This is a genomic window from Paenibacillus donghaensis (assembly GCF_002192415.1).
GTDB lineage: Bacteria > Bacillota > Bacilli > Paenibacillales > Paenibacillaceae > Paenibacillus_AQ > Paenibacillus_AQ donghaensis.
Genome location: NZ_CP021780.1, coordinates 5,909,442 through 5,934,047, shown reverse-complemented (window position 1 = coordinate 5,934,047; position 24,606 = coordinate 5,909,442). Strand labels below are relative to the sequence as shown.

Here is a 24,606-nt window from a genome sequence, read left to right as displayed (position 1 = left end):
ACGATGCCAACACCAATTATTATAGACTGCGATCCGGGGCATGACGATGCGATTGCGATTCTGCTGGCGCTTGCCCATCCGGAGCAGTTGGACCTTCGGGGAATTACTACTGTAGGCGGAAACCAGATTCTGGACAAAATCACCGACAATGCGCTGAAGGTGCTTAGCTTCGTGAATGCGGATATTCCTGTAGCCAAGGGAGCGGAAGGTCCGCTGTTTGGCAAGCTGGTTACCGGCGCGGAAGCGCACGGGGAATCCGGCATGGACGGCCCGTTGCTGCCAGCCAGCAAATTCCGTCCGGTTCAGCAGGGAGCTGTAGAGTTCATGCTGGACATTATCCGCTCCTCGGAAGAGAAGATCACGCTGGTGCCGATGGCTCCACTCACCAATATCGCGCTGTTGATCACTGCTTATCCTGAAATCAAGGAACGGATTGAGCAGATTTCCCTGATGGGCGGCGGCATAGCGTATGGCAACGTGACCTCGACAGCGGAGTTTAACATTTATGTTGACCCGGAAGCGGCGAGGATTGTCTTTGAATCGGGTATTCCGATTACGATGAGTGGTCTGGACGTTACCAACAGAGCGGCTATTTATGATGAGGAAATCGCTCAGCTGAAGGAGCGGGGGCCAGTTTCGAATATGGTAGGCGAGCTGCTGGATTTCTACTCAATCTATGGCAAAAAGATGGGGTATTCCGGCAGCGCGTTGCATGACCCGTGCGCGGTAGCCTGGCTGCTGCACCCGGAATTGTTCCAGTCCCGCGAGCTGTATGTGACCGTGGAGACGGAAGGCAAGCTGACCCGGGGGATGACCGTTGCCGATCAAAGAACGAATCCGGCTGCTCCCGCCAACGTCAAGGTGCTGGTGGATGTGGACCGGGAAGCCTTCTTGCGCTTGATCTTTGATGCGCTGGCGAAGCTGGACGGCGAGCTGCTGCCCTCCACAGGAGGAAACTGACGGTGGCGGGCTGGGAACGGCTGCAGGAAACGGTGCGGCTGGAGCTGATCCAGCGCATGGAAGAGGGCTGCCGTGCCGGTGAGCTTGCGGACCGGCTGGCTGCAGCCGGGCAGGACGAGACCTTGCTCATGAAGGTCTACCATGAGCTGATGGCGCTAGAGGTGGCGGAGGACTTCCCTTACGACGAGCCTTCGTCGCTCGGGGAAATCCGCCGGCTGCGCCCGGAAGGACCGCGCAGGCTGCGGGCGGAATGGAGCGCCGCGCAGTGGCGTGACAAGTTCCGCGGCGCCTGGCTGGGCCGCAGCGCGGGCTGCGCCCTGGGCAAGCCGCTGGAATACCTCGACTATCTCTATGGCAAGGACGGCCGTCCTGGCTGGGAGAATGTCGAGCTGTGGTTCCGCGGTGCGGACGCCTGGCCGATTACCGGCTACACCCCGCTGCATTCGCGGGCGGAAGCCGAGCATGGCCTGGGCCTGAACGATTGGGCTCCCGGGCAGCTCAGCACCCGGGAGAAGATCCGGTTCATGGAGAGTGACGATGACATCCGTTACACGATCCTCGGCCTGCTGCTGCTGGAGCAGAAAGGGCTGGACTGGGATTCGTGGGATGTAGGGAAGCTGTGGCACGGCCAGCTGACCTACGCCCAGGTGTGCACAGCGGAGACGCAGGCGTATATGAACTTCGCGCAGGAGACTTCGCACCTGCACGGCGACAAGCCTGCGGATTGGCCGCTGCGCCAGGAACGGGTACGGATGCACCTCAATCCGTACCGCGAGTGGATCGGCGCAGCCATCCGTGCCGACGGCCTGGCCTACGGCGCGGCCGGGAACCCGGAGCTCGCCGCTGAGCTGGGCTGGCGTGATGCGTCCTTCTCGCATGTGAAGAACGGCATCTACGGCGAGATGCTGAATGCCGCCATGATCTCGGCGGCCTTCGCCGAGCAGGACAATGCGCGGATTCTGGAGATCGGCCTCAGCGAGATTCCGCGCACCAGCCGCCTTGCGGCCGATGTGCAGCGCGGCATCGAGATCGCGCTGAGCGCCGGGAGCGAACGGGAGCTGGTTCGCCGGATCTGGGACAGCTTCAGCCATTATGATCCCGTGCATACCAACAACAACGCCGCGCTAGTGGCAGCCACGCTTACGTACGCGGGCGATGATTTCGAGAAAGCCATTGCCACCGCAGTCTACGGCGGCATGGACACCGACTGCAACGGGGCCACTGTCGGCTCGATTATGGGGGCGAAGCTGGGCGCCAGCCAGCTGCCAGCCAGCTGGATTGAGCCGCTGAACGATACATTGTACGCAGACCTGCCCGGATTCCATCCGTTGTCGATCTCGGAATGCGCCGAACGCAGCTACCAGGTGTTCCTGAAGCTGCGCGGGGAGCTGGAAGCCAAAGAGTCCGGTTCGCAACAATAGAGCTGTATATGGACTTAAGAGACCTGCGCTTACAGCAGGTCTCTTGTTATATAACGTTCGCTGAAACGGAGGCGGGAACAGCCGCCGTAACGTCTATGACAAGCAAGTAATCCAATATTCGTCGCCGCACGACCACCAACCATCTAGTTACCGCCGCCCCCGTAACTCCTCCACGGTACAGTAATATCGCGCCCCGGCACGCTGTCAGTTCATCGCTAAGGAGAGAAGTCATCTGCCTGCCACCGCTCCACTGCCAGGAGAGTAGTCATCAATATCCCGTCGCTCCATCACTACCCAACAACGAGCTATCCCGACAAAGTAACCAAGTATCTACACCTTGCCCATCCGCCCCGCGTGCCCGTCCCACGCTCCTCCAAGTATGCCCACCCTATGCGCCATCTCCCCCTTACGGACTGAGGAGCCGCTATTCGCGCCAAATTGGCTTGTTTCAGAAGCTTACGGACTGAGGAGCCGTTATTCATGCCTAAAAGTGCCAAAAAGCATCCAAATCCGGCCAATAAGAGCACTGGAGTCCGTTAGGCTGAAAAAACAGCCGTTTTGAGCAAAATAGAGGCTCTGGAGTCCGCAAGTAAAGGTGAGCGTAGGTGTGGAATAGGCTCGGCACGGTAAATTAGTCTGGAGTCCGCAAGCGATCTCATCCCGATCGCCTAATTCCTGTAGGAATAGGCGGATTCCATCCATCGATCTGGTGCACAATAGATTTACCGAATGTTGGCGTGAACCCTGCTGCATCAACGATATTCGGCCAGTACGCACATTAGGTCGATTAAACTTTTAAGAAAAATAATGACACAGGCGATGAAATGCCTTATTATTTAAAGAGATTTTTGATAAAACAGATTTAAAATATTGCTGGTACAATATTTATCGTTATAAGGGCACGCTATATTCGTAGAGGAGGGAGGCATCCGGTATGCTGACGCTGAGCCACGTAAGCAAAACCTTCCGGCAGCAGGGCAGCTTGTATCGAGCTGTAGACGATGTATCACTTCAAGTAGAGCAGGGGGCGATTCATGGCATCATTGGTGAAAGCGGTGCCGGGAAATCGACGCTGCTGCGGCTGATCAATCTGCTGGAGGTCCCGGACCAGGGTGCGGTAGTGCTGGACGGGAATGAGCTGACAGGAATGCCGGATAAACAGCTGCGCTTGGAGCGCCAGAAGATCGGGATGATCTTCCAGCATTTCAACCTGGTGCATAACGCAACCGTTCTGAAGAATGTCGCCATTGCGCTGGAGCTGGCCGGCTGGCCGAAGCGGGAGCGGCTGAACCGCGCCCACGAATGTCTGCAGTTCGTTGGCCTTGCGGATAAGGCCGGACAGTACCCGTCGCGGCTGAGCGGGGGGCAGCGCCAGCGGGTGGCGATTGCCCGGGCGCTGGCGAACAGCCCGAAGCTGCTGCTCTGCGATGAGCCAACCTCCTCGCTGGACCCGGGAACTACAGCAGATATTCTGGGTGTACTGAAGCATATCCAGGCCAGTCTTGGCGTAACGATCGTGATTGTCACCCACCAAATGGATGTGGTTAAGACGATTTGCACTCACGTCTCCGTTATGGAAGACGGGCGGATGATTGATTCATTCTCCCGCGAAGATGGCGATTTCCGGCCCCCGGCAGCCCACACCGGATCATACCGCGAGCGGATTCTAGCTCAAGCAGAGGGAGAGGGAGAGGGAACCTATGTTTGAGCAGGCGTTTCAATACCAGGAGTTGATGTGGCAGTCGATTGGAGAAACCTTTGTGATGGTGGGCATTTCGGTAGGCGCAGCGCTGCTGCTGGGGCTGCCGCTGGGGACGCTGCTTTTTTTTGCCCGCAAAGGGCAGCTCTATGAGAACCGGACACTATCTGTGGTGCTGAATAGTCTGGTCAATATCATCCGTTCTTTCCCATTCCTGCTGTTGGTGGTTGCGCTGATTCCTGTTACCCGGTTGATTGTAGGAACAGCGATCGGCACGATGGCCTCTACGGTACCTCTGTCTATCGTCGCTATCGCTTATTACTCGCGTCTGGTAGAGCAGTCGCTGCTGGAGGTTCCCACTGGAACCCTGGAAGCCGCGATGTCGATGGGGGCCTCCAAGCTGAGTCTGGTGTGCAAATTTCTTTATGTGGAGGCGCGTTCGGGGCTGATTCTCGGGCTTACCACTTCCACCGTCAGTTTCATCTCCTTCTCGACAGTCATGGGGATTGTCGGCGGCGGCGGGGTTGGTGATTTCGCGATCCGCTATGGCTACCAGCGCTTCGAGACTGAGGTAATGGCCTATGCGATTGTGGTCATGATCATACTGGTGCAGCTGGTGCAGTTCACTGGGAGCACGGCCGCACGGCTACTGGATAAACGTTAATGTACCGCCCTGCCAGTTTGCTTTGGTATTGGATTGTAGTAGTAGAACTATGGACTGGCCACACAACTATGTTACTAACTATTTAACTATAACTGGGGGTTACTGTTCCAATGAAAAAGTCTTTGATGCTTGTACTCACACTGATGCTCGTTCTGGTTGCGGGCTGCGGAAACAATAACAACAGCACAGCCACTAACGAAGCTGCCGGAAATACGGATACGGCTAGCACGGCTGAACCTGTGAAGCTCAAAATTGCCACTCTGATTCCACCCATGACCGATATCCTCGATATTGTGAAGCCGCTGCTGCTGGAGGATGGAGTTGATCTCGAAATCATGGTGCTATCTGACAACGTGCAGCCCAATGAGGCGCTGGCTAACAAAGAGGTCGACGCTAACTTTTTCCAGCACATTCCTTATATGGAGCAGTTCAATTCCAGCAAAGGCTCGAAGCTAGTGGAGGTACAGCCGGTGTATGATGCGATTTATGGCGGGTATTCCAAACGCTACAAGGACATCAAGGACCTGCCGGAGGGTGCAAAACTGATTATGGCCAATGACCCTTCGAACATCGGGCGATCCCTGCAAATGTTCGCTGATGCCGGGTTGATTAAGCTGAAAGATGGCGTAGGCATCAATGCCACACAAGCTGATATTATCGAGAATCCAAAAAACTACAAGTTCGAGGAAGTAGATCTGCTGATGTTGGCCCGGATGCTGGATGATGGGGACCTTGTAGCCATGACTCCTGCTTATGCCAGTCCGCTTGGACTGACACCAAAGAAGGATGCCTTGATTACGGAGCGTGAGGATTCCGAATTTACCATCACTTTAGTGGCCCGCGAAGACAACAAGGACTCCGAGGCCATCCAGAAGCTGGCGAAGCGGATCAGCGGCCCGGAAGTGAAGAAATTCCTGGAAGAGAATTATGCCGATATTGCGGTGCCTGCGTTTAAATAACCAGCATGGATGAATACAGAAGAGTGAGCTTGGCGAATTCGCTGGCTTGCTCTTTTTTTAGTTATGAATTGTAAAAAGATTCCTTCGATTCTATACTGGTCACAGCGGGATATGATTGCTTCGTCCCACCTGATAAGTAAGGAGTATTCGCAGAAAAAGGGGAATCCAACATGTCCAAACTGATCCTGATCGTCGACGATGAAGCAGATATAGTCTCACTGCTGCAGGATTATTTCGAGATTAACGGCTACCGTGTGCTGACTGCATTCAGCGGAGAGGAAGCCTTGAAGCAAGCGGGCTGCAGCCCGGATTGTATCATCCTGGATATCAACATGCCTGACCTGGATGGCCTGGAGGTATGCCAGCGCATTCGTAATTTTGTATCCTGTCCTATTATGTTTCTTACAGCGAAGGTCGAGGATAACGATAAAATTAACGGGTTCCGCGCCGGGGGAGACGACTATATGGTGAAGCCCTTCAGCATTGATGAGCTGGGAGCCAGGGTAGAAGCGCATCTACGGCGCGAGCAGCGGCGGCAGGTGCAGACCGCGGCGGTATTCAGTGGGGAATTAGTTCTGGATTATGCGGCCCGCGTTGTGTATTGCCATAATGAACCGGTTTCTTTTGCCAAAAAAGAATTTGCTATTATTGAATTTCTGTCGATGAACGCCGGGCAGGTGTTTGACCGTGAGCGCATCTATGAGCGGCTATGGGGATATGACAGCGAAGGGGAGAGTGCCGTGGTTGCCGAGCATATCCGCCGAATCCGTGCCAAGCTGTCCGCGGTCAGCAGCAGGAATTACATTGTTACAGTATGGGGTGTGGGCTATAAATGGGTCGACTGAGACAAGCCATCCGTAACCTGTCCATCAGGAAGACGTTTATGCTCTATATGCTCTTTTTTCTGGTGCTGGCAGCTCTGCTCAGCAAATTTGCCATGGCGTATGCCAGTCAGGAGCAATTCAATCTGTACGTGGAGTATATGTATCCGAATGCCCAATACGGAGATCAAGTGAACGTTGACAGTGATGAAGTGAATATTCACTTTGTCGATTACTCTGTAGAAGACGACAGAATCATCAATAATTATGATGCCGTGTATACCTGGTCGACTCCGTTTTTCTATGGCGCGTGCATTCTGCTGTCTTCCTTGTTGTTCTACCGAAACAAGCTGAAGCAGCCGATTGCCATCCTGAGCGAGGCTTCCCGCAAAATCGCAGATAATGATCTGGATTTTCGCATTCAGCATACCAGTACGGATGAAATGGGTCAGCTCTGCCGCTCTTTTGAGACGATGCGGGCGGCTCTCGATGAGAACAATCGCAAGATGTGGCGCGGGCTGGAGGAGCGCAAGCAGCTGAATGCCGCGTTCTCCCATGATCTGCGTACACCTCTAACGGTACTGCGGGGGTATGCCGATTTCCTGAACAACTATCTGCCGCAAGGCAAAGTAAGCACAGAGAAGGTGATCTCGACCGTCTCCACGATGTCAGCCCATATTGTGCGGCTGGAGGGCTACGTGCAGATGATGAGTGAAGCTCAGCGGCTGGAAGACACCGGTCTGGCGGTAGCTCAGGTGAACAGCGATGTGCTTACAGCTCGGCTGAAGAGTACAGCCGAGGTATTGGAGAGAGGCCAAGCGTATTCTATAGGTATTACAAGTGAGATTGACCAAGCAGAACTGGTGCTGGATATGAATATTGTAATGCGGGTGTTTGAGAACCTGTTGTCCAATGCCAGTCGTTACGCCGAGCGGATGATCTCTATTAACTGCACCTTCGTGAACGGAATGCTGGTTATTACGGTTCAAGATGATGGCAAGGGCTTCTCTGACGAGCAGCTTATGCAGCTGCCCCGGCCTTCCGGCAAGCAGCACACCACCGGGGGTGAGTTTCACATGGGTCTTGGCCTCCATATTTGTACCCTATTAGGGGAGAAGCACGGTGGCTGTATTGAGCTGGCCAATGCTGAGGATGGTGGAGCAAGCGTAACAGCAAGGTTCCGTTGTCAGGCTGACGCTGGGGCTATTCCGGCAGAAGTTGATAAAAAGTAGAAATTTATCCGTTATCCTTTCCTTGTGAACAAACACAGGGGGGGATTTTTTTGATTCTGGAAGGAAAGCAATTATGTAAATATTACGGCGTAGGGGAGAGTCAGGTGAAGGCCATTGATCAAATCGACTTCGCGGTGAAGAAAGGGGAATTCATCTCTATTGTAGGGCAATCCGGCGCCGGAAAAAGCACACTAATGCACATCATCGGAGGTCTGGATGCGCCCACCAGCGGCGAGGTGATCATTGGCGGCACTTCCATTTATCAGCTTACGGCCAATCAGCGGGCACTGTTCCGCCGCCGGGAGATCGGCTTCGTGTTCCAGGCGTTTAATCTCGTGCCTTCTCTTAATGTGTGGGAGAATATCATCCTGCCTATCGGGCTGGACGGCAAAAAAGCAGATGTGGACTATATTCAGGACATCCTGCATTCGCTGGGCATTTACGACAAAAGGACCAGCCTGCCCACCGCCTTGTCCGGCGGCCAGCAGCAGCGCGTGGCCATCGCCCGGGCGGTGGCAGCCAGACCGTCCATCGTGCTGGCGGATGAACCCACAGGCAATCTGGACAGCCGCTCCAGCGGCGACGTCATGGATCTGCTGCGCCTGTCCGTCCAGAAATATAATCAGACACTTATCGTGGTTACGCATAACGATGAGGTGGCCAGGCTGGCCGACCGGACGGTGCGAGTCGTTGACGGTTCAATCGTGGCGGCGGAGGCCATACGATGAAGAATACAGTCTCTATCCGGGATATTGCGCTGAGTACGCTGCGCTTCCATAAAGGGCGAACCCTGCTGACGATAGGGACGGCAGCGATATCAGTGGCGCTGATCTTGATTGTCCTGACTTACCTTCATTCTGAAGATCAGCGCAGCAAGCGGGCAGCCATCAATGAAATTGGCGCGTACCATGTGCAGTATGAGCAGTTGTCCAAAGAACAGCAACAGGAGATCGCCGGCAACACGTTAATGAAGACAACCTATCTTTCTTACAATAACAAGAATGTCCTATGCACTTCGCTCAGCTCCTTACACATTGATATGGCTATAGGTTATATGGAGGGGGTCAACGACGGGCTGATTGCGCTGAGACAAGGGAGAGCACCGGCAGCGGACAATGAAATTGTTCTGGATGATTGGGTGGTTGAAGCTTTGGGTTATGCACCGAAGCTGGGGCAGATCATCCCACTGGATTTTGAAATTACACAGCAAGGCAAGACAGCGAAGATGAAGGAAACCTTCAAGCTGGTAGGCATTACCGAAGATATTGCGGTCCGCAAGGCGGCCAGGGCCGGGCTGATGTTTATCTCGAAGGAGCGCTCCCTGCAGTACAACCCGGAACCAGAGGTTACCCTGTTCTCGCTGCTGAAATCGGACTTTAATGCTACTGCCGCCGCACAGAAGATCGGTGCTGATGCGGGACTGAAGGAGGAGCAAATCAAGCTGAATGAGCGCTATACCGGTGCCTATGAACAGAATCCGACTTCTATTCTGCAAGGTGGATTTGTCCTGCTGATCATCGTACTGAGCGCAGGAATGGTCATATACAACATTTTCAATATCTACATCTCCCAGCAAATTCGTCTGTTCGGCACGATGAAAGCGATCGGAATGACGCCGCGCCAGCTGCGGCGAATGATTCAGCTGGAGGGATTGCTGATTTCGCTGACAGGCAGTGTGGCCGGTATCCTGCTCGGCATCGGCGGTAGCCTGGCCTTTATCCCTTTTCTTGGAAAGACGGCAGGAGCAGATTCTTCTCTATATGTAGAGATTTCTCTGAATTCAGTAGGGGCGGCCTTTCTGCTCGGCATCCTTCTTGTTGCGTTCTCCATCCAGGTGCCCGCGAGCAGAGTCGGGAGAATCTCGGAGATTGCCGCGATCCGATTTAACCCGGCGGCAGGAGCAGGGGCATCAACCAAGCAGAAGCGAAACAGATTACCTCATTCGCTGGGCAGCTTCACGTTAATCTCCGCACAACTGCTCCGGCACCGTAAGCGCACCTGGGTTACAGTAACCTCCATCACGTTAACAGGGCTGATCTTTGTGATTTCCGGCAGCGTGCTGGACAGCATCAGTATAGGGAATATAGCAGGCAGCATGGTGCCTGGTGATTACAAGCTCAGTGCCGTATCTTCTCTCAGAATGGACGCGCAGACCGACCTGCTGAACGAGACAGTCATAGAGCAGATTCAGTCGATAAAGGGAGTTCAAACGGTTTTCACGGAAATGTACGATGGACTCATCTATAACAAGCAGGACGCGCAGAAACATATTAAGGAACCTGACAAGGTGAAACATCCCTATATAGATACCGAAATGTACGGGTATGATGATGCATTGATGGACAAGACATTGCGTGCGCTGGGACAAAGTGCGCCAACTTTGGAGCAGATGAAGGCGGGCAACTATCTGATTGCCATTGCCGAAGAGGGAACTTACCACGCGGGAGACCGAATCAGAATGGCACCGTTCGGGGAAGGACAGAAGGAGCTTGAATTTACCATCCTCGGCGTATTACCTACTTATATAACGTATAAAGGTGATTCTGCGGAAGGCGGGACGCTGCTTGCGCATCGGAGCATGTTTGAGCGGCTGGGTATGGACCAGAGGATCAAACAGATCAGTGTAATTGCGGACCCTGAGCAGAAAGTGCAGGTCGAGCAGCAATTGCGGACGATTGCCGCAGCAGACCGGAGGCTAGAATTCACCTCCTTTCAAGACATCTATCAGGAATTCAGCGCAGCCAAACGGGTCATGGAGCTGGCGGCTTATGGCTTCATCACTGCGCTGCTGGTCATCAGCATCTTTAATCTGGTCAATTCCAATCTGACCAGCATGCTGTTCAGGAAGCGGGAGATCAGCCTGCTTGAAGCGATCGGTTTGTCGCGGAGGCAGTTAACTCTGCAGCTAAGCAGCGAAGGATGGGTTGTTATTGCTTTCAGTTTAGGACTGATCAGTATCGTGGGCATTCCGGCAGGGTACTTAGGCGTAGCGCTGTACAGGCGTGAAGCTACGTTTGCCCAGTATCAATTTCCACTGGGAGCGTTGCTTACGTTGATTACTGCCTATGCGCTGGTTCAAGTGCTGACAACCCTGTATATGCTGCACAAATTCCACAAGGAGAGCTTAATGGAACGAATCCGATGTAGTGAATAAGGAGGAGGACCCTATGGGTAAAAACATTCGAGGCACGTTAAGCAACTTCTGTATGATTAGCATGCTGCTGCTGTCGGCTTGCGGGTCAAGCAACGGAGATGGTCTGTACGCGGAATATAAGGGAGTGAAATATACGGGTGAAGGCTCGCTGGTATCGAAAGTGGCTGTAGCGATCCAGAATGAAGAAGGAATCCTGTTCATACAGGAGATCAAAGTGATCGATGATCAGCCTACCGTATGGAAGGTGCTGCAGCCCATCTCCGAAGATGAAGACCTGGGCATGCCGATCGTGAAGAATGAGCAGGGAGGCATTAAGAAGATCAGCACGATGGAGAGTGATGAGCTTCATAGCTGGGAATTGTTTATAGATAACGTTAAGGTGGATGGAGATGTCTCCGATATCGAAGTGGTGGATGAGCAAGCCATAACCTTAAACTATGCAGCTAAGTCTTAGATGAAGTAAGAACCATAGATGAAGCATGAACCCCCAACGAAGGTTGATACGAATTAACGGATATCTCCGAAATGGAGGTGTCCGTTTTCATTAGCCAACAGGCGGGTATCAGCAGGTAAGCCGGCTTAACCAGTCTTTGTCAAAAGCAAAGATATGCAAGCCACTGTAACTACTTAAAGGCAAAATCGATTATCGGAATAAAAAAAGATGATCCATATGTAATACAGGAATCACCTTTTTTTGAGGACCGGTTGCTGAACCTTGAGATTTGAATCGTTCTTTATCGCCCACTTCCCTCAGACAGCGTGACATATCCCTGTCGGATATCTTTCAGTACATGGGCATGCTGAAGAAGGTTATGTACCGCAGTGACAAGCACAACCACCACCAGCAGCCCAATAATGGCTTTATATAGTCTGGGATTGATGATGGACCGCACCGATATGGAAATCAGTAGGAAGAAGGCGAACCAAAAATGACCGGCGTACAGGTATAGGTCATAGTTGAAAGTAGCCAGTCCATAACCCACAATTAGGTGAAGGCAGAAGGCGAAACCGATGAACATCATTGGAATCCAGCCTTCCAGTTTTCGAATTCCCCGTATCCATCCCGTTAACGCGCCAGCTAGAAAAAGAAATCCGATCACGGATACATAAATAGGATAGGACTGCGACAAGTCAGTGGCTATAGCGGTGATTCCCGTATCAATAAGAGTCACGTTGGGAGTAAGCAATGGACTAATACCCAACATATATATGGCTTTCCAGTGATGAGCTAAGGAAAAGGGAGCGACATAACCGAACCCACCGTTTTTTAATCCGCTTTGCCAACTAGAAACCCAGGTGACACCACCTGGCAGAACCAACTGAATCAACAAGAGAACGATAGCCAGCAGAATAAAGACTGACAGAACCATAAGCAGAGTTCGCACAGCAGCTTTGGCCCGGCGTCCCATTTGCTGTATAATTAATGCGCCTATATAAGGAATAAGATTTGTTGCCGTTATTCCAAAATTCACTATTCCTAAGATGGCTAGCGGAAATATTGGAGATTGTTTACTGTCGCGGTAATACTGGAGACAAAATACTGAGATAACCAGTCCGAATTGCGCATACGGATAGGAATCCGGGATGAGCGATGTGAAGAGAGAATAAGAGCTGATGCCAAATAAGGATGCAATCAGAGCGGAAGGCGCTCTCCCCGTTCTTTGCCGACGTAAGATATAGTAGAGAAGTGCTGTCCCTCCTGCATTGAGTGCAGATTGAATGATGAGAAACAATACGTTTCCCGGACCGTTGTTGGCCAGAGCTCCGAGGGGGCCAGCAATGATATTTTTGTATGGATGAATGACGGAGACATTGTCGTAACCGTAATACATGGCAGGATCAAAGTTAAAAAGGTTGAGCCCGAATTTCACACCATAAAATGGATTGTGAGCTGCCACAAGGTCGGCTTGACGATCCATAAAGAGTAGATATGGAGTATTAATTGCGATGTAAAGGATGACGAATAGGATAAATAGACCGAGTGCATTCTTATTGTCGGTCCGATCTTGCAATAGATAACGGATCACGTGATAATTCAACCTCATTTCCATAACTTAATTTCAAGATCAATCACCTTGCCAGCAGCCAAATACCAGTTCCGATACAGATAATACCTGCAATCTTAGTTGTTCCAATCCGTTCTTTGAAAAACCATTTGGCAAATAAGAGTGTCCAAAGAAAGGTCAGCGCATTGGCGGGCATGACTACCGTGTAAGGCAACGACTTCAACAGGTAAATGTTCAGGAGTGCACCGAGTCCATAAGAACATGCGCCGAAAAAGAGATAGATCAGCTGTCTGCGAACCGAGTGAAGCTTGAACAACACGCCTCCGAACGATCCCAATAGAGTCATAATAATGAGGACGAAGATATTCCAGTTAGCGATCATATGATATCAGATACACCCCGATTCCCATTAGTGCTACGGCAAAAAGCTTAGCCCAAGTTATAGGCTCATGCAGGATCCAGTGCCCATATCCCAATGCGAAAAAATAACTGAGACCCATCAGTGGATAGGCGACTGAGAGCTTCTCTAATGCAAGGCCGCGAATCATAAAAATTGCTCCCCCGCCGTAACAAAGGAAACCGAGAGCTAAGTAGGATAGGTCATCCCACCCCCATTTCCAAAACAGTTGGCCCGTTGCCGTCAAAAACGCAGCGAGGACCATAAAGATTTTACCCTTATGTGGAAATGGCGTTTTGGCTTTGACCCATTGCCGAGACTGCAATTCCGGATGCTGGCCGTGTACTAAGTATCCGTTGCGGACTAAACGGAACATAGGTAGGTCTGACAACGAATCAGAATACGCGCATGAGTTCTCGAAATCAATGGTTTGGTGCGAATCATTCAAATAGCATTGTATCCGTTCCACTTTTTCTTCCCCTTTACAGTTTAACCCCTGGATAAGTGGAACGTAGCGGTCGCTTTTTCTCATCAGTTCCGTTCCAATGACGTAGTCAACTTCCGGAAGTTTCTTGAAAAACTTCAGATATGCATACGGTGAAGCCGAGACGAGTACGATTCGAGAACCTTTTATTTTCAATTGACGGAGCTCTTCATAAGCATCCTGATAAACTCGTGTTCGAAGTTGGGTATCAAAAAAATGTTCCAGATCAGAGTCGGAAAAACTGTTGACTGCATAGAAGAACGCGGCTTTGGCCTTCTCAGCACTAATTAATCCGAATTTGTAGCACAAGGTTCTCCACAACACTATAGCAATCCGATAAGCGGCCAGTGGTTTTTTACAAAGTCCGTACCATAAAAAAAGCAGCATGGAATCTCCGCGAAGCAACGTGTGATCAATATCCCAAAAAGCAAATTTGGTTTTCATAAAGTATTCTCCCGAACTCGGTCAAGTTTCAAAAGTGACAAGGATAACAACAACACTAATGGCATAAAGCACAACGGTGACTAGGATCGGCTTGTCCTCAAATAGAACGCGATCAGGCGAACCTCCTTTGTTGCAGACATGAATGAGGTATAGATAGCGAAAAATCCCATATATAACGAAGGGAATCGTCCACATCAACTGAACGGTCCGCCCCGACGTAAAGGTGAACAGCGAGTAGCTTATAATAGTAGCTGTAGTGACTATAGTATTTAGCTGGTCAAGTAATGGCACAGAATAGCTCTCCAGCACCTTGCGCTGTGTGCTTTTGCCTTCGTGAAGCAGAATTAGCTCGTGTCTCCTTTTTCCAATGGCCAGAAACAATGATAACAGCAACGTGCAGAGAAGAAACCATGGCGTTAAGGGTACATTGATAACCACTCCCCCCGCTATGGCGCGCAGCACGAATCCAGACGCGATGATCATCAGGTCTACGATGACCACATGCTTCAGATAAAGCGAGTAAGAAATATTTAGCAGAATGTACAATGCAAGGAGAAGCGTGAATAACGGGTTCAATAGCCAGGAGACCGGTAGCGCAAACAAAAGTAGCACAGCTCCAACAGTCAAAGCCAAGGCAGGACTGAGTAACCCAGATGCCATTGGACGGTGGCATTTAGTCGGATGGACGCGATCCGCCTCGCGGTCCATGAAATCGTTGATGATGTAAATGGTGCTCGATACCAAACTAAAAAGAACGAAACCGATAGTGGAGAGAGCGAGTTTACTTATCTCTATTCTGTCGATAGAAAAGAGAAGAGCGGCAAAAACAAGCAGGTTTTTACTCCATTGTTTTGGTCGAAGCTGGGTCCAAATCAGGGCAGCCTTTGAGGGAGTGTGTTGTTTAAATTGATTTGCCGCTAATTTCTTATGAACAGGATCCAATCGTAAATCACCTCCTTTTTTCTGTTTTTAATAAACATTTCCTATATTACCAGTTATATATTAGGAAGAGAAGCACTTAATAGCATGAAAATCGAAGTTGATACGTATTAACGGATATCTCCGAAATGGAGGTATCCGTTTTCATTTGGATGCTGGCGGGTATGAAGCAAGGGAGGCCAACTTAACTAGCTCATGTGTAGCCTGGGGTCCCGCAGTCTCCCCGACTAAGGTCCAGTACCAAAAACCGCCTGCGGTCTGTTTTGGAAAAACGAGCTTTGCCCTAGAATAAGGTTATAAGGTTGAGGTTAACGAAAGGCGGTGAGAAAATGCAAAATAACAAAGGAAACGGATTGGCAATTGTCCTGATTGCTCTGGGGGGGATCATTCTCCTGGGCATGGCGCTTCCCTTGATACACGGAATATTCCGGCTGCTGTTCCCGGTAGTGCTGGTTGTTCTCGGTTACCTCGGAATTAAAAGCGGACGCAAGATCATCGGCTGGGGGCTTATGTTTATCGGTGTGATGACCCTGATTGCCAAGTTGTCCTGGATTATCGGCCCGCTGCTCGGTGTGGCGCTGGTAGTATGGGGAGTGTCCGTACTGAAGGGCAGAAGAAGTACTTACTAAGCCGAAGATTACTTAACTAAGATGCAGGGAGGGAGCAGGAAATCATGAGTGTTTTTCGCAGAATGAGAGATATTACTGTAGCTAATCTGAATGAACGATTGGAGCAGAGCCAAGACCCCGTGAAGCTGATCGATCAATTCCTCTATACGACCCGCGAGGAGATCAGCGCCGCCGAGAAGCTATACCAGCAATATGCGGCTCATACGAAGCAACTGCATATGCAGGTGAATCAAGCTACATCGATGAGGGATAAACGTGAAGAGCAGGCGCTGCTGGCACTTAAGGCCGGCGAGGATCATCTCGCTAAGCTAGCGCTGCAAGAGAAGATTATCCATGAAGAGAAGCTGGAGCAATACAGCGGACTGTTCGAACAGAGCAGACAATCTCTGACAGAGCTTGAAGAACAGCTGAATGAACTGAAGCTGGAATATCAGACCGTATACAGCAAACGCCAATATTATGCTGCACGGATGGAGACGCTGCGCTTGCAGCAACGCATGAATCAAAGAGCCGGCGCTTATGGCAACGGCGGCGATGTACCCAAGATGTTCGGCCGCTTGGAAGAGCGGATGAACGATTGGGAGCTGGAAGCCAAAAGCCTGCATGACCTGCGCCGGATGGGCCAGGAATATGCAGTGCAGGCGGGAGAGACAGTGGCAACTGTGCTCGAACGCGAGATGGCCCGCTTGAAGGAGAAGCTTAACAAAGATGGAAAGGAGTAAAGCTATGACCCGTTTGTATCGTTCGACCCGTGACAGGGTAATGACAGGGTTGGCTGGAGGTTTGTCTGAAACGCTGGGCATCGACTCCACCCTGTTCCGGATTCTGCTGCTGGTCAGCATTCCGTTTACCGGCGGTGCCGCGATCCTGGTATATTTCATCGCAGCGATCGTCATTCCGAAGGAGCATGTGCCTTATGATCCTTTCAGAGGCGGTCCCGGAGCACCGGGAGGCCATCACTATGAAGCTCCTTACTCAGGCAGACCCGAACCCAGAGGTCCACAGGGTCCCGGCGGATACGGCTCTTACGGCCAGAATCCCAATCCCCAACCTGGATATGACAAGAACACTGCGTATACTGCACCGGACTCCGGTCTGGATGCCATGATGAAGGATATAGAGAAGAAAGCATTGCAAAAAGAAGTGGAAGAGCTTAAACAAAAACTGTCTAAATACGAGAAGGGAGAAGTGTAAATTATGGGAGTATTCAAAAGAATTAAAGATATGACTAAAGCGTCGGTAAACGATATGTTGGATAAGGTAGAGGACCCGATTGTAATGCTTAACCAGTACCTGCGTGATATGGAGGCTGAGATTCACGAGGCTGAGGTTACCGTAGCGAAGCAAATGGCCAACGAACGCCGCATGAAGCAACGTGTCGATGAAGCAGCCAAAATGTCCGGACAACGCGGAGCACAAGCTGAGCTGGCACTGAAGAACGGCCAGGAGGAAGTAACCCGCAAGCTGCTGGAAGAGAAAATCTATTTCGACCAGAAGTATGGTGAATATAGCGAGCTGCACGCTCAAGCCGAAGTACAGGCCAAAGAACTGGTACAACAGCTCCATGACATGAAAGATGAATTCTACAAGCTGCGTAACAAGCGCAATGAGCTGGTATCCCGTGCTCAGATGGCTAAAGCCAAGAAGCAGATGTCACAGATCAGCAGTGTGCACTCCATCGAGAGCGGCAGCGCATCGCTTGGTTTCCACCGGATGGAAGAGAAAATCATGCAGCTTGAAGCTGAAGCCGATGTAATGCGTGCTCCTTACAGCCCATCTGCCGCCTACAGCAAGCCGGTAGACGCTGAGAAACAGCTGAAGGTTGAAGAGCAACTAGCCGCGCTGAGAAGCAAGCTGGGCGACAAGCCGGCAGCCCCGGCACTTAGCAAAAAAGAAGAATAGTACCCTGCTTCCAAAAACTTAGCTTCATATGATATGCTGTACAAGGTAAAGCCATACGGTATGGATATTCCATACCGGTATGGCTTTTGTAGCGGCTGAAGTTGAAATAATAAAAGTCAGTTTTGCTTCGCGAAACTAAGCGATTGCTTACGAAGTGAGTTTTGCTTCGCAAAACCAAGCGAATGCTTACGAAGTGAGTTTTGCTTCGCAAAACCAAGCGAATGCTTACGAAGTGAGTTTTGCTTCGCAAAACCAAGTGAATGCTTACGAAGTGAGTTTTGCTTCGCAAAACTTTTAGGAGGTGCGAAATGGATAAACGGAACCGTTTGATTGCCACGATACTGATCGGGATTGGCTGCATAATGATTTTTGGCAAATGGATCGGCTTTTTCTCCATTGTCGCCCTTCTGTTCCTGCTGTTGGGTATCTACCGTATAACCTCAGGCAAGGTGAGACAAGGATATAAGCTGCTGGGCATAGGTGCCGTGCTAATCATGCTGGATCACATGCTGCTGGTGCTGGCCATCTGTCTGATCTCGCTTGGAACCTTCTTCACCAAGTCTAAACGGATGCAGCGCAAGGAAGGGTTTATGCAGAAGCAGAACTTCTCCTCCCGGCTGGAGGGGGACAGCTCGCCTTGGGTAATGAACAGCCTGAGCGCCTGGCATGTGCTGGGTGAAGCGGATCTGGACCTGTCGCTGGCGATGGCGGAGAAGCCGGAAACCGTGATGCTTTTTCAAGGCATATTCGGCGATGTGGATATCCTGTTGTCCGAGGATTATGGCGTCGAGATTGAAGCCTTTGTGCTGTTCGGTTCGATTGAATTCGGCAGCCACCGCGACACCGGGATGATGAACCGTTTGAATTGGAAATCGGCCAACTATGAGAGCTGTGAGCAGAAAGTGAAGTTTAGCATTTCTTATCTGATGTGCGATCTGGATGTGCGATTATCTTAACCAAGTCTGTCTGCAAAAGGGAGGGCCCCCACATGGGGAAAAAGAATACAAATATGGTCACGCGCAGCATGGGTGAGGGGGCTCTGTTCTCTTTTGTCATGCTGCTTGTGATATTATATATCATGTATACATATGGTTATTTGCAGCCGTTTGAGAACTGGAAAATCGGGTTGCGCACAGCAATTACGCTGGTACTGCTGCCCATGGCGTTCGGCATCGGTTTCGGCTTCCAGCAGAGCTTCCGCGTGAAGCGCAAGCTGGAGCGGCTGCGGGAAACGCTGCTCCTCTGGGAGAAGGGCAACCTGACGCTGTCGATGCCGGAGCTTGGCGCGGATGAACTGGGCAGGCTGGGCGAGCAACTGGGGCGGATCAGCAACAAGTGGGAGAACCAGGTGACAACGCTGCAGCGTCTATCGACCAACAACGCCAAGCTCGCCGAGCAGGCACGGGTATCGGCGATTATGGAGGAGCGCCAGCGGCTGGCCCGCGAGCTGCATGATGCCGTCTCGCAGCAGCTGTTCGCGATCTCGATGACGGCTACAGCTGTCGGCCGGACGCTGGAGAAGGATTTCGACAAGGCCCAGCGGCAGATCGCGCTGATTGAGGAGATGTCGGCCGTGGCCCAGTCAGAGATGCGGGCGCTGCTGCTGCATCTGCGTCCCGTATATCTGGAAGGCAAAGGTCTGGAGCAGGGGCTGCAGGAGCTGATCCGTGAGCTGAAGGTGAAGGTGCCGATTGATATTGTGTTCGAGATGGACCCGGATGTGCAGTTGCTGAAGGGAATCGAGAATCATCTGTTCCGGATCGTGCAGGAATCGATCTCCAATACGCTGCGGCATGCGAAGGCGAACAAGATGGAGATCCGGCTGCACCGGCGCGGCGATACTGTCCGTCTGACGCTGCGCGATGACGGGATTGGCTTCGAGATGGATGAGAGCAAGCAAACCTCGTACGGCTTATCGAATATGCAGGAGCGGATTAATGAAACTGGAGGTTCCATCCAGTTCATTACCGCTCCTGGCAAGGGGATGCGGATCGAAATTACCGTTCCGCTAGTGAATGAATAGGAGGAAAGGCTAACCATGGAGACGGACGAACCGATTAAGGTACTGCTGGTGGATGATCATGAGATGGTGCGCATTGGACTGGCTGCGGTGCTGGGCACCGAGGACGGCATCGAAGTGGTAGGCGAGGCCGGAAGCGGAGAAGAAGGCATCCGCCTGGCCCAGGAGTACAACCCGGATGTGGTGCTGATGGATCTTGTGATGGACGGAATGGATGGGATCGAAACAACCAAACAGCTGATGAAGCTGTACCCGGAATGCAGAGTCATTGTATTGACCAGTTATCTGGATGATGAGAAAATGTACCCCGTGATTGAAGCCGGAGCGTTCAGCTATCTGCTCAAAACGTCGCGGGCCAGTGAAGTCGCCGATGCGATCCGCGCTGCGGCCAGAGGGCAGTCTGTTCTGGAGTCCCAGGTGGCCTCCAAGATGATGAACCGCTTCCGCAAGGATGCCAGAGGAGAAACACCTGCCTACAAAGAGTTGACCGAACGCGAAATGGAAGTGCTGAAGCTGCTCGCCAAAGGGAAATCCAATCAGGATATCGCGGATCAGCTGATTATCGGGATCAAAACTGTGAAATTCCATGTCACGAATATTCTCGCCAAGCTGGGTGTGGATGACCGCACCCAGGCGGCCATTTATGCATATAAGAACGGACTGGCCGAATAATACCGGTAGTCAGGTATATAATCTCCCATTCTCGGATATCCTGTCTACTAGATTAGTAGACGGGATAGAGAGGGAGAATGGAAGATGGAGACCGGGAACAGAACAAGAGGCAAGGCCATTCTGATACTGCTGAGCGTAAGCCTGGCAGCCATGCTGATGCTGGCGGGCTTGCGTGGCGGGATCGGCAGCGGCTCTGCCGAGGCTGCGGCCCCGGTCTCCTCTGTACTTGCGGCAGGGGGAACTGCTGACCTGCAGAATTCCCTGACGCTGCTTACGGCTCTGAGCCGCAAGGCGATGTCGCCGTCGTCACCGCTGCGCCTTATCCTGAAGTGGCAGGGTGTCTATGCAGGACCGGCAGGGCAGGCGGGAGCGAACGTTCAGACCCTTGCGGATGAGCTTGGAAGCGGCAAGATTACCCGTGCGGAGAAGGATGGACACTCCACCTACCGCGCAGAAACCCTGGATACCGCAGGAACCCGGAAGTCACTCTTCTGGAGTGAACTGGCGGACGGTACCAGCTACGTGATTGTGACTTATGAGACGGCGGATTTGCAGCAGGCGGACAGCGGGCTGCAAGCGGCAGCCGTATCGGCCGGCACTGTACTGCAGCGCCGCGGTGTAGCTGCTGAGTGGAACGTCGCCCTGCAGGGAATGGCGCAGGAGGGGGCAGATCCCCGTGCGGCGCTGCACCGCACGCAGCTGTCTGTGGCAGGCCTGCTGCCACAGATGGGGATTGCGGAGAGTTACGACGATGAGGCTACTTCAAGCGGCTCCTACACGCTGCCGGGTCAAGATCGGTTCGTCACCAGTGGTGATCATTCCATAGCTATGCAACTGGCGATTCATAGAGACGGCGAAACGGACCGCAACCGGATGACTATAGGATTACCATTAATAACCATTGAATATTGAGAATTTATGCTAATATAAGTTAAAATATAGTGAATAATAAGAAAGATTAATGTAACTTTCCGAAAACCCGAGAGTATTTGTCAGGAATGTGATGGCATCCTTTTTGGGAATGTGCTAAAATGACATCACGTCGTCATCGTATTTTATGATGTATCCGGCGTTGAGAATGATTGTCAACTATATTACATACAGAAAGATGAGGAGCCATGGCTGAAAATCAAACCCTTGATGCACTGCACACACCCGGTGCTGTATTTTTTATCTTTGGGGCAACCGGAGATTTAGCCCGGCGTAAGCTTTTCCCGGCGATTTACAGCTTGTACCGTGAAGGTAAGCTGACACAGGATTTTGCGGTAATTGGCGTGGCGCGGCGCCCGCGTACTCAGGAAGAATTCAGATCCGATGTGAAGGAATCCATCCTGGAATTCTGCCGTTACCAGGCAGGCGATGAAGGCGAATGGAACGAATTTGTACAGCATTTCGAGTACAAATCCCTGGACATCAACAATATCGAAGGATTCCGTGAGCTGAGAGAGCAAACGGAGGTTCTGGAAGAGAAATTCCGTATTCCGGGCAACCGGATGTTCTATCTGGCCCTGGCTCCCGAATTGTTCGGCAGCGTCTCCTTCAACCTGAAGGCCGGCGGTATGCTGGACAGCGAAGGCTGGAACCGTCTCGTGATTGAGAAGCCTTTTGGCTACAATCTGGAATCGGCTGAAGAGCTGAACGAGCAGATCCGCCAGGTGTTCAAGGAAGAGGAAATCTACCGGATCGACCATTACCTGGGCAAGGAAATGGTGCAGAACATTGAAGTGATCCGTTTTGCGAATGCCTTTTTCGAGCCGCTCTGGAACAATAAGCACATTGCCAACATTCAGATTACACTTGGTGAAACCGTCGGTGTTGAAGAACGCGGCGGGTATTACGATCATGCTGGAGCCTTGCGCGATATGGGCCAGAACCATATTCTGCAGCTGCTGACGATGATTGCAATGGAGCCGCCAAGCCGTCTGCTGGCTGAAGATATCCGTGATGAGAAGGTTAAAGTGCTGCGCTCCCTGCGTCCTTACGCATCCTCCGATGAGGTTCGTGACAATGTGGTACGCGGCCAGTATACCCAAGGCATTCATAAAGGCAAGACGCTCCCGGCTTACCGCCAGGAGGACAAGGTGGAGCCTGAATCGAATACCGAAACATATTTTGCCGCACGCGTATTTGTAGACAACTTCCGCTGGGCGGGGGTTCCGTTCTATATTCGAACCGGCAAACGTCTTCCGGTCAAAACCACAGAGGTCGTGGTGGAGTTCAAAGGCATGCCAACCAATGTATATCTGGGCCAGAAGCATAACCTTGAACCGAACCTGCTGGTTATCCGTGTGAATCCGATGGAAGGCATCTATGTGAAGATCAATGCCAAGAAACCCGGCTCAGAATCGGAAATCCAGCCGCTGGCGATGGATTTCTGCCAGAGCTGCATGGTAGGGATCAACTCTCCAGAAGCCTACGAACGTCTGCTGCATGATGCGGCGCGCGGCGATTCCACTTATTTCACCCGCTGGGATGAAGTGTCGTCGGCCTGGTCCTTCGTGGACCGGATTGCCAAGGCGTGGAGAGAAGAGAGCAAGGACCTTGCTTCTTATCCTGCCGGCTCATGGGGTCCGGTAGAAGCGGACCAGCTGCTCGCCAAGGAAGGCTTCCACTGGTGGCCGGTGAACGGACAGGAAGAGGACAATGTAGTGTGGCGGGTAAACGGCTAAGACGCCTATTAACCTGTATAACGGAAATGATCTCCCTGCAGAGTATGCGGGGAGATTTTGTTTTTTTACTTCTGAAGAACTGAGAATAATAGAAAAGTGCTTAAAATAAAATAAAGTCCCTAGCCCCAACCCTATGGATGAAGGTTCAGAAGGCTCACCCGGAGAGAAATTCCTGCAAAAATACAGGTATTTTCTCTCTTCTTCCCCTTGTTGGCTGAATGCCTGCAATAGTGCAGGTTTTTCGGCAGTTGGGTCTGTGAACAAGCGCTCGAAGCGTAAATTCCTGCACTTTTGCAGGTTTTGGGTCCCGAAGGCCGTTTTTGCACGAAAAAAACTGTATGATTGCAGGAATTTTGGTCAGGAGGTCACTGCGCATGACCTGTTGAGTTTGAAGCCGGCAGTCCTACGCTGCTATAAATGACTCGTGGAGTTTAAATCTGGCGCTCATGCGCTGCTTATTGCCGTCCTTCCCTATTGCGGGTGTTGAACGTTACACTGCACCGTACTCTGCAACTTAGGCACATGCCGGGTAAGGACTTCTGAAACCCTGCACTAGGTTCACCACAAAAAAAGCGCTGCGGTGGGCGCATGATACCTAGAAAATTCCCAATTCGTTAAAATAACTTTGGTTCCGCAAAAACTAGATCTATTTGTTTATTGTAATTATCTTCTGCGGATTCAAAAAGAATTTCAGCTTTAAAACACCAGAAAGATCAACGCTTATTTCAATAGGAACATCGCCGCCACGCATACCATCTTTTCTATACAGTTCCTGTCCATCTCCCTTTATAATGATGGTCCCGCTATTATCGGAATCTTTAGTATAATCGTCGACTCCGATAAACCCGGTTAATTTTTTGTGCTTCCAATTTAAATTGTAGTCTACTGAGCTTTTGTTATCGCTGTAAAAAGAGTTGCTTAAAATCGAACCGATTCCGTGCAGGTATTGTTGGTCGGCTATTTTAAATCTTAAATCGGATGGATTTTTCCATTTTTTGAAATGAATATTTTTGTTTCCATCCATTCTGGCATAACTAGCTTCATCCAGATAAGTGAAAGTTCCTTCCTTTTTACCTATCCATGCCGTTTTACTTTTGCCGTCATATGTAAAACTTTCATTTAAACCATTAGCTATGTTCTTCACTGGCGCATACAGTTGACCATTATAAATAATGGATTGTGCTGCTTGCTTGTGAACACCATTAAACATGTACTTTACGTTTTCTAGAACTACACTGAGTTTCGTATTGGTACCTGCAAAAACTGTCGTTCCAGTAAGCATAGTTCCTAGTATTACTCCTATTACTAAACCCTTGGCCTTCTCCTTCATTTGTCCATCCCCCTGTTATAAAAATAAAAAATTGATCTTTACAGCTATTCGATAAATTTCTTGTCAGGACCTTTTTAAATAAAATCCTTCACATTTTGTACAGAATTACAGACCCAGTGTCATAGTGTGAAGGAAATCCGGCATACCACAGAGTATATTTTACTTCCAGCGCTTTTTTGTAGATAATGTTTCCCGGATTTTGGT

23 protein-coding genes and 1 pseudogene are annotated in these 24,606 nt (G+C 51.1%); 19 read left to right on the top strand and 5 right to left on the bottom strand.

All coding sequences use genetic code 11. The features are described from left to right. Positions 1-3 precede the first annotated feature (3 nt). From B9T62_RS26820 to B9T62_RS26775, 10 genes are all read left to right on the top strand, one after another. Positions 4-960 (top strand): nucleoside hydrolase, encoded by a 957-nt coding sequence (locus B9T62_RS26820; RefSeq protein ID WP_087918081.1) that lies wholly within the window; start codon positions 4-6, stop codon positions 958-960. 2 nt (positions 961-962) lie between these two features. Next, positions 963-2,381 carry an ADP-ribosylglycohydrolase family protein gene (locus B9T62_RS26815; protein WP_087918080.1) on the top strand — a complete coding sequence of 473 codons (1,419 nt, stop codon included), beginning with the start codon at positions 963-965 and terminating at the stop codon, positions 2,379-2,381. Positions 2,382-3,315: 934 nt separating this feature from the next. Continuing rightward, a complete protein-coding gene (locus B9T62_RS26810; RefSeq protein ID WP_087918079.1) occupies positions 3,316-4,089 on the top strand; it encodes a methionine ABC transporter ATP-binding protein in 774 nt (257 codons plus the stop codon). Further along, positions 4,082-4,744 carry a methionine ABC transporter permease gene (locus B9T62_RS26805; RefSeq protein WP_087918078.1) on the top strand — a complete coding sequence of 221 codons (663 nt, stop codon included), beginning with the start codon at positions 4,082-4,084 and terminating at the stop codon, positions 4,742-4,744. Before B9T62_RS26810 ends, B9T62_RS26805 begins: the two co-directional genes overlap by 8 nt. A 110-nt stretch (positions 4,745-4,854) precedes the next feature. Continuing rightward, positions 4,855-5,703 (top strand): MetQ/NlpA family ABC transporter substrate-binding protein, encoded by an 849-nt coding sequence (locus tag B9T62_RS26800; RefSeq protein WP_087918077.1) that lies wholly within the window; start codon positions 4,855-4,857, stop codon positions 5,701-5,703. A gap of 170 nt (positions 5,704-5,873) precedes the next feature. Further along, positions 5,874-6,548, top strand: coding sequence for a response regulator transcription factor (locus tag B9T62_RS26795; protein ID WP_087918076.1), 675 nt, complete (start codon positions 5,874-5,876; stop codon positions 6,546-6,548). After that, positions 6,536-7,756 (top strand): HAMP domain-containing sensor histidine kinase, encoded by a 1,221-nt coding sequence (locus B9T62_RS26790; protein ID WP_087918075.1) that lies wholly within the window; start codon positions 6,536-6,538, stop codon positions 7,754-7,756. The genes B9T62_RS26795 and B9T62_RS26790 overlap by 13 nt, the downstream gene beginning before the upstream one ends. Before the next feature lie 50 nt (positions 7,757-7,806). Then, a complete protein-coding gene (locus tag B9T62_RS26785; RefSeq protein WP_425436607.1) occupies positions 7,807-8,484 on the top strand; it encodes an ABC transporter ATP-binding protein in 678 nt (225 codons plus the stop codon). Continuing rightward, the gene (locus B9T62_RS26780; protein WP_087918073.1) at positions 8,481-10,910 is read left to right on the top strand and encodes an ABC transporter permease; all 2,430 of its coding nucleotides are present in this window, start codon (positions 8,481-8,483) and stop codon (positions 10,908-10,910) included. The genes B9T62_RS26785 and B9T62_RS26780 overlap by 4 nt, the downstream gene beginning before the upstream one ends. Positions 10,911-10,923: 13 nt before the next feature. Then, positions 10,924-11,364 carry a hypothetical protein gene (locus B9T62_RS26775; RefSeq protein WP_087918072.1) on the top strand — a complete coding sequence of 147 codons (441 nt, stop codon included), beginning with the start codon at positions 10,924-10,926 and terminating at the stop codon, positions 11,362-11,364. Positions 11,365-11,644: 280 nt separating this feature from the next. Here B9T62_RS26775 and B9T62_RS26770 read toward each other — a convergent pair whose 3' ends face one another. From B9T62_RS26770 to B9T62_RS26755, 4 genes are read right to left on the bottom strand one after another with little or no spacing between them, the layout of a single operon-like run. Beyond that, positions 11,645-12,937, bottom strand: coding sequence for a hypothetical protein (locus B9T62_RS26770; protein ID WP_169834439.1), 1,293 nt, complete (start codon positions 12,935-12,937; stop codon positions 11,645-11,647). Between the two features lie 43 nt (positions 12,938-12,980). Beyond that, positions 12,981-13,298: a DMT family transporter gene (locus B9T62_RS26765; protein WP_087918070.1), complete on the bottom strand. Its 318-nt coding sequence runs from the start codon at positions 13,296-13,298 to the stop codon at positions 12,981-12,983. Continuing rightward, positions 13,288-14,241 carry an HAD-IB family hydrolase gene (locus tag B9T62_RS26760; RefSeq protein ID WP_087918069.1) on the bottom strand — a complete coding sequence of 318 codons (954 nt, stop codon included), beginning with the start codon at positions 14,239-14,241 and terminating at the stop codon, positions 13,288-13,290. Before B9T62_RS26760 ends, B9T62_RS26765 begins: the two co-directional genes overlap by 11 nt. A 21-nt stretch (positions 14,242-14,262) precedes the next feature. Next, the gene (locus B9T62_RS26755; protein WP_087918068.1) at positions 14,263-15,183 is read right to left on the bottom strand and encodes a decaprenyl-phosphate phosphoribosyltransferase; all 921 of its coding nucleotides are present in this window, start codon (positions 15,181-15,183) and stop codon (positions 14,263-14,265) included. A gap of 326 nt (positions 15,184-15,509) precedes the next feature. On the opposite strand from B9T62_RS26755, the gene B9T62_RS26750 reads away from it, so the two are divergent. The 9 genes and pseudogenes from B9T62_RS26750 (at position 15,510) to zwf (ending at position 23,072) form a co-directional block, all read left to right on the top strand. Then, complete coding sequence (locus B9T62_RS26750) at positions 15,510-15,809, top strand: hypothetical protein (RefSeq protein ID WP_087918067.1); 300 nt, start codon at positions 15,510-15,512, stop codon at positions 15,807-15,809. Positions 15,810-15,853: 44 nt separating this feature from the next. Continuing rightward, positions 15,854-16,531 carry a PspA/IM30 family protein gene (locus B9T62_RS26745; protein ID WP_087918066.1) on the top strand — a complete coding sequence of 226 codons (678 nt, stop codon included), beginning with the start codon at positions 15,854-15,856 and terminating at the stop codon, positions 16,529-16,531. Then, entirely contained in the window at positions 16,518-17,003 is a 486-nt protein-coding gene (locus B9T62_RS26740; RefSeq protein WP_245864074.1) for a PspC domain-containing protein, read from the top strand. Before B9T62_RS26745 ends, B9T62_RS26740 begins: the two co-directional genes overlap by 14 nt. Before the next feature lie 3 nt (positions 17,004-17,006). Next, positions 17,007-17,711 (top strand): PspA/IM30 family protein, encoded by a 705-nt coding sequence (locus B9T62_RS26735; protein WP_087918064.1) that lies wholly within the window; start codon positions 17,007-17,009, stop codon positions 17,709-17,711. Between the two features lie 308 nt (positions 17,712-18,019). Beyond that, complete coding sequence (gene liaF, locus B9T62_RS26730; protein ID WP_087918063.1) at positions 18,020-18,667, top strand: cell wall-active antibiotics response protein LiaF; 648 nt, start codon at positions 18,020-18,022, stop codon at positions 18,665-18,667. A 32-nt stretch (positions 18,668-18,699) separates the two neighbouring features. Then, a pseudogene (locus tag B9T62_RS26725) lies at positions 18,700-19,772 on the top strand (sensor histidine kinase). Continuing rightward, positions 19,750-20,403 carry a response regulator gene (locus B9T62_RS26720; RefSeq protein ID WP_087918061.1) on the top strand — a complete coding sequence of 218 codons (654 nt, stop codon included), beginning with the start codon at positions 19,750-19,752 and terminating at the stop codon, positions 20,401-20,403. Before B9T62_RS26725 ends, B9T62_RS26720 begins: the two are co-directional and overlap by 23 nt. A gap of 84 nt (positions 20,404-20,487) precedes the next feature. After that, complete coding sequence (locus B9T62_RS26715) at positions 20,488-21,315, top strand: hypothetical protein (RefSeq protein WP_087918060.1); 828 nt, start codon at positions 20,488-20,490, stop codon at positions 21,313-21,315. A gap of 206 nt (positions 21,316-21,521) precedes the next feature. Further along, positions 21,522-23,072, top strand: coding sequence for a glucose-6-phosphate dehydrogenase (gene zwf / locus B9T62_RS26710; protein WP_087918059.1), 1,551 nt, complete (start codon positions 21,522-21,524; stop codon positions 23,070-23,072). Between the two features lie 646 nt (positions 23,073-23,718). On the opposite strand, the gene B9T62_RS26705 is transcribed toward zwf, so the two are convergent. Next, positions 23,719-24,402 (bottom strand): NPCBM/NEW2 domain-containing protein, encoded by a 684-nt coding sequence (locus B9T62_RS26705; RefSeq protein ID WP_087918058.1) that lies wholly within the window; start codon positions 24,400-24,402, stop codon positions 23,719-23,721. Positions 24,403-24,606: the final 204 nt, after the last annotated feature.